This window comes from Virgisporangium aurantiacum, assembly GCF_016863635.1.
GTDB lineage: Bacteria > Actinomycetota > Actinomycetes > Mycobacteriales > Micromonosporaceae > Virgisporangium > Virgisporangium aurantiacum.
Map to the genome: position 1 here is coordinate 1 of NZ_BOPG01000144.1, position 10,984 is coordinate 10,984.

The following is a 10,984-nucleotide window of genomic DNA, read 5'->3' on the forward strand; positions in this document are numbered from 1 at the left end:
CGCCGGTGAGTGGCAGACCGACCGCGGCGCCGGTGACCGGGTCCCACAGTCGCACCGTCTCGCCGGCGGAGGCGAGCAGGGTGCGTCCGTCCGGGCCGGACACCGCCGTCAACGCGTGCACCTGGGCGGTGTGGGCGAAAAGTGAACCGGCGGAGTCGACGGTCGGCGAACCATTGTATGCGAAAGAGGTCTCCGACTCGCGGAAATGGTGCGCGGGGCCCGGCTCGTACGACTGATGGTGCTCAAGGAACATTCGTCCGGCGTGCGCTGCGAGGCGGAAGAACCACCAGCCGCCTCGGCGCAGCGCCCGGGCCAGCACGGACAGCAGGTACTGCGATCGCCAGTCGTCGCCGACGCCGTTGGCCTTGAAAATCTCAAGGCCAGCCCGATAGATCGCCCCGATGGCCGCAGCGGATGGCGGCGCGGCCACCGCCTGGTCTGGCCGCAGCACGGCCTCCAGCAGTGCGTCGCGGCCCGCGGACGACGAGGATCCGAGGGCGTCAGTGGCCAGCGCGAGGATCAGATCTACTGGGTCCCGCGTCAAGGGGGCGTCGGGCGTGTACGCCGCCAGATCGATCAGCCGGAACCGCTCGAATCGGCGGGGATCGCTGCCGGTTGGCAAAAGCACATTCCCCGGATAGAGGTCACCGCATGCCGCGCCGAAGGTGGCGTGGAATGTGATCTGCGAGCCTGTGCGACCGCGGGCCATGAGGGCCGGGTTGGGCAGCGGTGGTCCCGGATCCTCGTCTGTGGTGATCCAAAGTGCGTCGCCTGTCCCTGTGGGCGGCTGGAAACGGTCGCCCAATTCGAGGCTGATGAAGCTCATGGCCGAAGTCGTGTCAACGCGCTGGGGCCGCAGCAGGACTCGGATCAACGCTGCGCACGCCTGCGGAAGGTGACGATCTGGTACCTGCGCGAGAGTCTCGACCGTGCCGTCGGTCGGATCAATGTCCTCGAACACGAGGAAACCGCCGCCTGACATCGCGATCGGATCGAAGGCCATCCGCACGCGGTACTCATCCATGAACCCAACTTCGCGGACGGGTGGGGGCCAACCCTCCGGGTGCAGCCGGAGGATCAGCCGCCTGGCCGGCCGGCTGGATTGGAGGACGATCACCAACACAAAGCTTGACCCGGTGTAGCCACGGGACACCAGCCGGGGTTCCGCTATTTCGACCGTGAGATTGCGCGCCTTTGCCCAGTCGGCCAAGGCGTCAGCGGCGGCAAGTCCGATGATCTCGGCGAAGGCGGCGCGGTCGATGAGCGCTGCCCGGCCCTGTTCGGCCACGAACGCGCCGCGGGTGAGGTCGGCGCGTCGGCGGGCCTCGGCCTGGTAGGCGTTCAGCCATCGCTGCGGCTCCAGCAGCGCAGCGATCTCACCGTCGCTGGCCAGTCCTGCCTGGTCAGCCCGTAGCCGCACAGCATTGACGAGGGCCAGCAACGGATCGATCTGCTGCGGGAAATAGGTACCGCGCAGCCAGTCCCCGATCGTGGACGGGCTGACTCCGGCAGCCTTGGCCAGGGCCCGGTTCGACGGCTGGCCGTGCAGCCGGACGTCACGAAACGCGGCCAGCTCGGCGACCAGCGCGGCGAAGTCCGGTTCCTGCGCCGCACCCGAGCCCACCGCCATCGCAACCCTCCGCTCACCGCCCGGCGGCGTTGACCAACATCCCTGGACACCAGCCACGGCCACCGCTACCTCGCCTCGCACCCTAGGCCAGCCCAACAGCAGCCGTGCCACCCCGTGTGTGCGATCTGCGACGCGACTCCTCTTGGACGGCCACATGGACAGCCGCTCTCGCGGGTTGCCTCAATGGCATCGGGCCGTGCTGTCGCGCTCTTCGGACCGACCGAACCCCCGTCAAACCGGATGCCACCGGACCGAGTCGTGGGAGGAATGCCGCAACCACCGGTCGACCAGGCTCGAGCCCAGGCGCGTCGCTGCTCTGTCAGCGGCCCCGGCCCGGCTTAGCTCGTACGGCTGATCAGCGCAGTTGAACGGCCTCGTGAGCCCGGCTCGCATCGAGCGGGGGCCATGCGCGACCCGCTTCAGCGTTGTGCTTCGATGCTGCGATGCGTCAAGCCAGCTCAGACGTCCAGGATGCGGCGGCGTCGACGGCTGAATCCGGCCCAACGTGGTCTGCCGGGTGTTCGGTGGAAGAGCTGTTCGTCGGGCTCGATCTTGCCGTCACGCCGCCGGCGGCGGGTGGGGTCAGGGGCTGGACGGTGGCCTGGCGCACGAACGAGGGCGTCGTGAGCTGCTCGGTGCGGGATCTGGGTGCGATGCCGCTGGCGGTGATGCGGCCGGTGCGCCGCTTCGCGTGGAGCGCGCGGCAACGGCACCGGCCGGGGCTGCAGTTCATGGTGAGCACCGGCCGGCACCACGGTTTCGAGAGCTTGGCCGAGCAGCGCCTGCTGTTGGCCCTGGACTTCGCCGGCGAGGTGGTGGTGCAGGTGCTGGGCCAGCCGTTTCGGCTGCGGTTCACCGTCGGCGGTCAGCGTCGGGATCATGTGCCGGACGTGCTCGCCGTGACCCGCTGCGGGGTGTGGTTGTTCGACGTGCGCCCCGCGGACCGAGTCAGCGTGAAGGATATGGCAGGGTTCGCGGCGGCGGCGCGGGTCGCAACTGAGGTCGGATGGCGTTACGCGGTGGTGACCGGCTGGCGGCCGAACGTGTTGGCCGGGGTGGAGGCGTTGTCCGCGCAGCGCCGGCCGCTGGACGATCCGCTCGGCATGCAGGCGCAGCTGCTCACCGCCGCCGCAGCTCGACCGATGCGGTTCTCTGCGCTGGCCACGGCGACCTCGGTCCCGGCAATCGGCCGTGCGCATGCGCTGCACCTGTTGTGGCACCGGCGCTTGGAGGTCGATCTGAGCCGGCCGCTCGGCGATGCGACGCTCGTGCGGACCGCGGCGCCCGTCGGCCCGGCGGTGATGGCCGGTTGAGCGAGGTGGACGAGTCGCCCGAGGTGGGCGAGGTGCGTCGTCAGCCGGTGAACCTGGCGGATCTCGGTCCCGCGCAGCAGGACCTGGTGCGGCTGCGGCAAGCGCATCTGCTGGAGGTCGAGACCGGCTTCCGTGCCGGGACCGTACTGGCGGCTGAGCCTGGCGAGCCACGGCCAGGCTACGACCCGGCGTCCACGACGCTGGGCCAGCGGCGCCGCGCGAAGGTCGCAGAGTTGCGCGCGCTCGGTGCGCAGGCCCGGTTGCTCGGGTTGGGGCAGGTCAGTGAACGGACGCTGGAGCGGATGGCCGCCGCGTGGCGCCGGGACGGAACCGCGGGGTTGATCGACCGACGGCTAGTCCGGCTCAGCGGCGGGCACCCGAGCGTTGATCAGCGCGTTGCCGAGGCGATCCGGGCGGTGCACGCCGAAACGGTGCACCGGTCCCGGATCTCGATGACGACGCGTGAGCGGCTGATCCGCCAGTACGTCGCGGAACGGTTCGGCCCGGACGTTGCGGTGCCGCATCACACGACGTTGCGGCAGGTGTGGTTCGACTGGTTCGGCGCCGGCCGCGCCCGGCAGCGGTATGTCCGCTCCGCCGCCGCGACCGATCCCGCCGCGGCGCGGGTCGTGGTGCACCGGCCGGGCCAGGTGGTGGCCCTCGACACGACAGTGCTGCCGGTGCAGGTGCGTGACGGCGTGTTCGGCGATCCGGTGTCGGTGCACCTGACCCTCGCCATGGACGTCTACACCAGGTCGCTGGTCGGATTCCGGCTCACGCTGCTCAGCGACACCGGGATGGACGTGGCGATGTTGCTGCGAGAGGTGATGACCCCCACCCCGATGCGACCTGGCTGGGGGCCGGAGATTCGTTGGGCGTATCCGGGCATCCCGGCGGAGGTCGTCGAGCAGCTGGCCGGGTATCCGGTCGCCGGCATGCCGTTCTTCGCGCCGGGGACGGTGACGACCGATCACGGTGCGGTCTACAAGAACCATCACCTGGTCGAGGTGCAGCGGGTGCTCGGCTGCAACATCCTGCCTGCCCGGGTGCTGCGCCCGACCGATAAACAGACTGTCGAGCGGGCGTTCGGCGCGATCCGCAGCCTGCTGCTGGAGCTGCTGCTCGGCTATACCGGCGTCGACGTCGCCGACCGCGGCGCCGACCCGCAGACCGACGCCGTCTACACGATGGATGAGATGGAGCACCTGCTCGCGACGTGGATCGTCGGGCTGTGGCAGCGTCGCGAACTCGGCGAGCACGCCCCGTCCTGGGACCCCGGCGGCCGGCACAGCCCGAATACCCTGTTCGCCGCGTCCCTCGCCCAGCACGGGTTCGCGGTGCAGGTGCCCGACCCGGAGTTGTACTACCAGTTGCTGCCGGTCCACCACGTGAAGATCCACGGCCGGCGGGGCGTGAAGATCCGCGGACTCTGGTACGACGGGCCTGCTCTCGACCCACACCGCGGGACACTGTCCAGCCGCGGCGGCCGGCACCGCGGCACCTGGGCAATCCACCGCGACCCCCGCGACTGCCGACACGTCTACTTCGCCGACCCCGCACCCACTGACCAAACCGACCGGGCCGGCCAGTTCGCTCCCGGCTCGATGACGTGGCATCGGCTGCGGTGGACCGGGCTGCCATCCGACGGTGACGTCCCGGCGTTCTCCGACGCCCGGGTCCAGGACATGTTGCGCGAGGCGGCTCGGTGTGGGTTGAAACCCCGCGACGACCTCGAGCTGCTGCCGGTGCTGCTGCAACTGATCGCCGCCCGACTCCCGGTGCCCGCATGGCCGACCCAGCTACCCAAACGGCTGCCCAAGCAGCAGCGCACCGACCGGGCGCGGGAAGCCACCCGCACCAGCGACGCCGCCCGGGACCAACCCGCTGACCCGATCCCGCCGATCGTCGCGGTGTCGGTGCAGCGGCGGACCGCGCCGAGCGAGGGCGGCAGCAGCGGGCGGCGGCGGGCTCAGCCCGCCGAGCCGCTGGTTGTCCCGCCCCGACTCGGGGACCGCTACCGGCGGCGCAGCCTGTTCCTGCTCGCCGACGACAACGCAGCAACCGAGATGCCACCCGCTGGCGGCAGGGCCGCAGGCGGCCAGTCATGAACCCGGGTCCCGCCGGTCCAGCGAGGGTCACGCCGTTCGTCCTTTCCGGCGTCACCGCCGACCGGGAGACCGCGGAGGGCTGGGCCCGGTGGCGGGTGACCCGGCATGCGTTCGTCGCCGCGCCGGACCTCGACCTGGCCGCTTATCGGCTGCTCAGCCCGCGGGCCCGGGGGCTGCACGACCTGCACCGGGCGGCCACCCACGCCAACCTGGCGTTCCAGGAGACGCCGATGAGCGTTGCGGTGACGCGGCTGCTCGGCGCCCGGATCTCGGCCAACGCCTTGAAGCGGCAGCCGACCACCCGCGCCGGCGTGATGATCAACGGCGGTGGCTACCAGGGCAAGACCGAAACCGCGTGCGAGGTCGCCGCCTCGTTCGAGGACCAGTGGTTGGACCTGCACGCGCAGCTCAACCCGGATGCGGTGCCTGGAACGCGGGACCTGCACGCGCCGGTCGCCTACGCCCAGACCCCGGTGACCGCGACACCGAAAGGGATCTGCGAGGCCGTCCTGGATTTCTACGGCGCCGACCACGCCAAGATGACCCTGCCGCAGCTGGTCCAGCAGGTCCGTGCCGCGCTGCGCGATCACGGCACGACGGTGCTCATCCTCGATGACATCACCCGCCTCAAGATGCACCGCGAAGCTGACCAGGATGCCCTCGACCTGCTACGCAGCCTCATGTCGATGAACGTCACGCTCGTGCTCATCGGCGTGGGCATTCCTGGCTCCGGGCTGCTGCGCGAAGGCCGTCGCGACCCGCGCACCGGTGTGCTGCTCAACCCACCGGCCGGACGCGGCAAGAGCTACAACGACGAGGCCGCTACCCAGACCGAACGCCGCTTCGACCTGGTCCACCTCGACCCGTTCAGCTTCGACACCCCGAAAGCGAAGACGGCCTGGACTGCACACCTGGCCGGCGTCGAGCAACAGCTGCGTCTGCTCGACCGGACGCCCGGAATGCTGACCACCGGCACCATGCCCGAGTACCTCTTCCGACGCACCGCGGGGATCGTCGGACTCCTCGAACGGCTCATCGAAGACGGCTGCACCGACGCGATCGACACTGGCGCCGAACGACTTACCACGGACCAGCTCGACGGCCTCGACATTAACCTCGGCAACCTTCCCGCCACGCACCTCGTCGACGAGCGGCCCGCCATTCCCACCGGCGACCGCACTGCGCGCAAAGGCCGCAACACCGTCTTCGACGAACAAACCCCGACCACAGCAGCCGCAACCACAGCAATCGCATGATCAGCCGCCGCCGGACCGGCCAGCGGGAGACCCGCCGGCCGCTGCCTCGCAGCCTCGACCCGCTGCCGGACGAGGCCCTGCCCGGCTTCGTCCTGCGCTTGGCCCACCGTCTCGACCGCACCCCGGCCCGGATCGCTGAACTCACGGGTCTCACCGAGCCCCACCAGGTCAAACCCAATTTAGGCCGGCGCATCTACCTCGACCCGGCCGCCCAGGCCCGGTTCGCTGCCGCAACCCGGCTCCATCCCGACGAGGTCGCCGACCTGTGCGTCGCTGCCCTTGCCGACCGCTACGCCCCGCTCAGCGCCCAGTTCCTTGGACGCACCCGCCAACCCGAGTCCGTCGCCAACGACCCATGGGTTTTCGGCCGCGCGATCCGCTACTGCCCGCCATGCCTTGCCGGGGACGGCAGCACGGTGCAGAACCTGCACGGCGGTGCGTGGCAACGCCGATGGCATCTCCCCGTCATCTTCGCCTGCCTCACCCACCGGCGGCTCCTCGCACGGGACTGCCCCAGCTGCCAGCGCCCCGCCCACCACGAAGCCAACCAACCCGTGCCAACGCCGACCGTTCCCGGGCTCCATCCGGCCCAATGTCGTAACCGCATCAGCGGGCGATTCAGGACTCCGAATCTGTGCGGCAACCGTCTCGACCGCGAACCTGACCCCCACGCCGCTGACCTCACGGTGGCCGATCTTGAAAGCCGTCAAGTCCTCCGAGCGCAGCAGAACATCTCAACCCTGCTCGACCCGTCCGAACCGGGCACATCCAGTGCCTTCGGCGAGTCAGCTACGGTGGCGCAGTTTTTCACCGATCTCCGACTGCTGGCCAGCCTCACCACCCTCACCTGGCCGGTCGCAGCGCCGCTCCTGACCGACCGCCTCCTGCGGGATGCACTGGACCGCCACGCGACCAGGCGCCATCAAGTCGTCGCCGATATGCGCGTCACCGGCAAACACCTCCAGCGCCACGTCATCTTCGACCAGCCACCCACCGACAGCCTCGCCAGCGCCGCCCTGATGCTTCTGCTGCACCGGCTCAGCGCCAGCCCATCCGCCACCGAGATCCTTGCGAGTCTGCTCGACCACCCGGACGTCACCGTCTGGACGTCCCACTTCTTCACCGCCGAACCGCACTGCTCACCCGGCCTCCGCGCAGCCATCGCAGTCCCCGTCAGTGCGCACCGGCGCGGCGCCCGCCGCGCAGCCGCGCCGCCCCTGAGAGCGCGGAAAGCCCGCACGCCGCGACAACCCCGGCTTCACCGGCCGGCCGTCAAACCACCGACGCCGGTCACGACCGTCAATCCCACCCGACCGCTGGCCCCATACCGATTCGGCCCCCAACACATCCCGGCATTCCTCACCGACACCTGGGCCGCCGTCCATCTCCACCTCGCCGGCGTCGATCAGCGGATGCTGCGGCGAGCCGCAGCCTGCACCCTCGTCTCGCGAAGCGGCTACCTCAGCTACGGTCGCGCCGCGGTGCAGCTCGGCCTGCCATCAGACGCCGGCGACTACGCCATGCGCATCGTCAACCGCTGGCGGGCCGCCGATCCCGTCAACCGCCGCCGCTTCGACACCGCCCTTCAAGCGCTCACCGACCTTCTCGAGACCTGCGAACTCATCGACTACCGACAGCGCCGACGAGTCATGGCCACCTGGACGATCAACACCGACCTCTGGCACACGATCAGCGCCGAACTCCAGCGCACTCAACGCGGCGCGCAAGTTCCGCACAGCGACTGGAGCGACCGCAAACGCATTACCGCCACCGCCTTGGCCTGGATCGAGGTCACCCAAGGCGAGCACCGCTACGCACCCCAGCGCCACCACTCGCCCGGCGCCATTCCCGGGACCACCACCGACCGGGGCCTATCCATCGACCGCGCATGGTGGCGCCTTCGCAACGGCAAACCCGGCCAGCACTATTGGGAGCTCCGCGCAGCGCTCATCCCTCACCTCACCGAACTCGCCACGGCAATCGACGACCACAGGATCTCCGCCAACTAACGCGCAAAGGCTTCGCCAACTATCGCGCAAAGTCACAGTCGGACTAGCGAGGGCGACCCTCCCGGCCTTAATCTGAATCGAACGTACGTACGACGGCTGCACTTCCCCTTGGCAGCACATACGGGAGGGGACCGTCGTGTCGGTGGCAGCGGCGAGGGGCGATGACCCTGCAGCCCACCCACCGAGCACGTGGACGGGCAGAGGCCGGATCGACTCGGGTGACGATGGCCCGGGTGCTGGCCGAGGTGACGGCCACGGGTCACCGCCGGCAACGCACGACCGCGATGACACGCGTCGTGGAGCGTGCCAGCACGACGGCGTTGGACGAGCCGGACGACGTCCGGGTGATGCCGTTGGCCAGCGAGCTGCTCCAGCTCGTTTCTCTGGCCTGGCCCGGCGGCCTCAAACGGGGTGCGACCGTTGTCGCGTCCGGTGCGACGAGCCTGCTGTTCGCGCTGCTGGCAGAACCGATGGCGAAGGGGGCTTGGGCCGCCATCGTCGGTGCGCCCGAGCTCGGCGTTGCTGCCGCGCCGGAGTACGGCATCGATCTCGCGCGGCTAGCGTTGGTTCCGCAGCCCGGTGATCGATGGGCCGAGGTTGTGGCGGCGCTGATCGACGGGTTCGACATGGTGATCGTCGCGCCTCCGGCCGGTATCCCCGCCCGGCTGGCGAGCTCGCTGATGGCGAGGACCCGTCAGCGGGGCTGCGTGTTGATCCCTACCGGGCCCTGGCCGGGATCCGATCTGACGCTGAAGGTGGTTGAGCGTCGGTGGCGTGGCGTCGGCCGCGGTCGTGGGCGGCTCCGGTTGCAGGAGGCCGTCGTCGAGGCGGTCGGTCGCGGGCGGGCTGAACGGCCACGTCGGGCAGCGATGGCGTTGCCACCTCAGTCAGTCGCCCAGCGGTCGAGCGGGTGACGGGACGGCCACCGGCGCTGCCGTGGTGGGGCCAGGGCTTGATCTGTGGCAGGAGAGGTTCCGGCCGGTGCGACAGGTCGCGTTTGTACTCGTAAAGCCACTCGGCCGCTGCTGCGAGGTCGGCTTCGGTCAGGCCTGACCGCGGGTCGACGCCGTTCCATGTTTGCGAACAGGGCGCGCGCTCGGTCGGCACGCGGGTACCTGTTCTCCGGCCGGGAGGAAGGCGGCAGCTAAGCGGATGCGGGGTGTGTGGCGGTGCGCGGTCACCCTTGCGACGTTGTGGCTTATGCGGCGGCTATAGCGACGAACTCGCCAGCGTCGGCGCCCACACCGATGGTTTCCACATCACGGAATTCCTGACCCCGGCTCGGGTGCGTGACGGAGGAAGGCTGTAGCTGGTGGAACAAATGGCCATTGCTGGATACGCCGAGGACGTGCAGTCCCTCGGTCGTGGTCGCAAGCGCCAGCCGTTCGAAGGTGCCGAAATCGAAGATGTCCCGGTACGGAATGAAGACGCCGTTGCCGATGATGGCAAAATCCGCCTCCTCCAGGTTGCGCCACGTCGTCCACGTGCCGGTCACCGGGTGCCGGGTCGCGAGCAGGACACGCCGGTCGCCGGTCACAGCGCCGTAGTACTCCAGGCCGTCCCCGCGGGTCGCGACAGCCAGCGCGATGTCGACGAGTTCGCCGGCGTTGCCGGCGCCGGCCGTCTCGACATCCTGCAGGACCTCGACTCCACCGTCCGATTTGACGATCGACTCGTAGAGGTGGCCGTCTGCGGTGATCCCGCTCAGCTTGGCGCTGGTGACCTGATCAGAGGCGGCGAAGCCGGCCAGTGCCGGCACCCGGAAGGCGCCCCGAGTGATCCCGCTGCTGTCCTCCACATCGACCACTGGGCCGGTCACACCGGGCGCGACGACGGGCGACGAGGTGACGATGAGCTGGCCAGCCGCTCCGATCCATGCCAGATGCAGGCGGGCGACCGGATCGAACATCGGGCCGCCGAAGACCGATGGGTAGCCGTTGGCGCATGTTATTGCGAGCCGGCGGGTCCCGGCAATCGCGTTGACCGTCCCCATCGGAAGCCATTGTCCTGTGTCGGCGTACCGGTAGAAGAACAGCGGCCGCGGTTGCGTAGACACCAGTACAGCGACGATGAGCGCCTCCGGGAAGACGGGCGCGGCCGGTGCGCCGCCCAGCAGGTTGACGGCACGCGCCGCCGCCACCTCGGTGACGTTCCCCTGAAGCTGCGGTTGATCGGCGGCGGCTGGCCCGAACACGTCGACAAACGGCGTCCATGCACCTGGCGTGCGTGTCGTGTGGATCAATCGGCCGGTGCCGGTGACACCGACGACATGGAGGGCAGCAGGATCCTCGGGCATGGAACGACCTCCGTCGCTGTCACGGCGGGCTGACAGATCTGGCGCGAGAGGTAGCCTTACCAGTGTCGTCTCGAACCGTTACGCGTGATTATCAAGTGTCGATAAGGCGACGGACGGCTCGAGACACTAGACCCTCCACCCATGTCTCATCGCCCGTCCTGGGGTCGTCATCGCCTAGGTCGCGGCGGCGTTTGTCGCGACCGTGCCGGTAGCGTCGTCGCCGCTATTACTGTCATCGGCGCGTAACGCCACGCTGCACCAAGCACCTCGACGCCGTGCGGGTGGAACGGCCCGCTCCGAAGCGGTGCCGGCCGAAGATAGAACGACCCGAGAGTCGGAGCCGCGGTGCAGCCGTGCGGACGCGTAGCTCGC

General features: G+C 69.7%; 7 protein-coding genes. 5 read left to right on the top strand and 2 right to left on the bottom strand.

Going from position 1 to position 10,984, the window contains the following annotated elements; all coding sequences use genetic code 11:
- On the bottom strand, positions 1-1,630 hold a 1,630-nt coding region (locus tag Vau01_RS62345), incomplete at its 3' end, for a helix-turn-helix domain-containing protein (RefSeq protein WP_204015009.1).
- 524 nt (positions 1,631-2,154) lie between these two features.
- Between Vau01_RS62345 and Vau01_RS62350 the strand changes: the two genes are divergently transcribed.
- The 5 genes from Vau01_RS62350 to imuA' all read left to right on the top strand — a co-directional run bounded on the left by Vau01_RS62350 (position 2,155) and on the right by imuA' (position 9,230).
- A complete protein-coding gene (locus Vau01_RS62350; RefSeq protein WP_204015011.1) occupies positions 2,155-2,943 on the top strand; it encodes a TnsA-like heteromeric transposase endonuclease subunit in 789 nt (262 codons plus the stop codon).
- On the top strand, positions 2,940-5,051 hold the full coding sequence (locus tag Vau01_RS62355) for a COG3415 family protein (protein WP_204015022.1): 2,112 nt from the start codon (positions 2,940-2,942) through the stop codon (positions 5,049-5,051). Before Vau01_RS62350 ends, Vau01_RS62355 begins: the two co-directional genes overlap by 4 nt.
- 230 nt (positions 5,052-5,281) lie before the next feature.
- Complete coding sequence (locus Vau01_RS62360) at positions 5,282-6,307, top strand: AAA family ATPase (RefSeq protein WP_204015024.1); 1,026 nt, start codon at positions 5,282-5,284, stop codon at positions 6,305-6,307.
- Complete coding sequence (locus Vau01_RS62365) at positions 6,304-8,316, top strand: TniQ family protein (protein ID WP_204015027.1); 2,013 nt, start codon at positions 6,304-6,306, stop codon at positions 8,314-8,316. The genes Vau01_RS62360 and Vau01_RS62365 overlap by 4 nt, the downstream gene beginning before the upstream one ends.
- 233 nt (positions 8,317-8,549) lie before the next feature.
- Positions 8,550-9,230, top strand: a complete 681-nt coding sequence (imuA', locus tag Vau01_RS62370) for a DnaE2-dependent mutagenesis accessory factor ImuA' (protein ID WP_204015030.1) — start codon at positions 8,550-8,552, stop codon at positions 9,228-9,230.
- A gap of 284 nt (positions 9,231-9,514) precedes the next feature.
- Here the strand turns inward: imuA' and Vau01_RS62375 are convergent, their stop codons facing one another.
- Positions 9,515-10,612, bottom strand: a complete 1,098-nt coding sequence (locus Vau01_RS62375) for a hypothetical protein (RefSeq protein ID WP_204015033.1) — start codon at positions 10,610-10,612, stop codon at positions 9,515-9,517.
- Positions 10,613-10,984 lie beyond the last annotated feature (372 nt).

Excerpts from the sequence above, each read along its gene's own strand:
- Vau01_RS62360 (WP_204015024.1), top strand. The coding sequence starts at position 5,282 with ATGAGCGTTGCGGTGACGCGGCTGCTCGGCGCCCGGATCTCGGCCAAC.
- Vau01_RS62365 (WP_204015027.1), top strand. The coding sequence starts at position 6,304 with ATGATCAGCCGCCGCCGGACCGGCCAGCGGGAGACCCGCCGGCCGCTG.
- Vau01_RS62375 (WP_204015033.1), bottom strand. The coding sequence starts at position 10,612 with ATGCCCGAGGATCCTGCTGCCCTCCATGTCGTCGGTGTCACCGGCACC.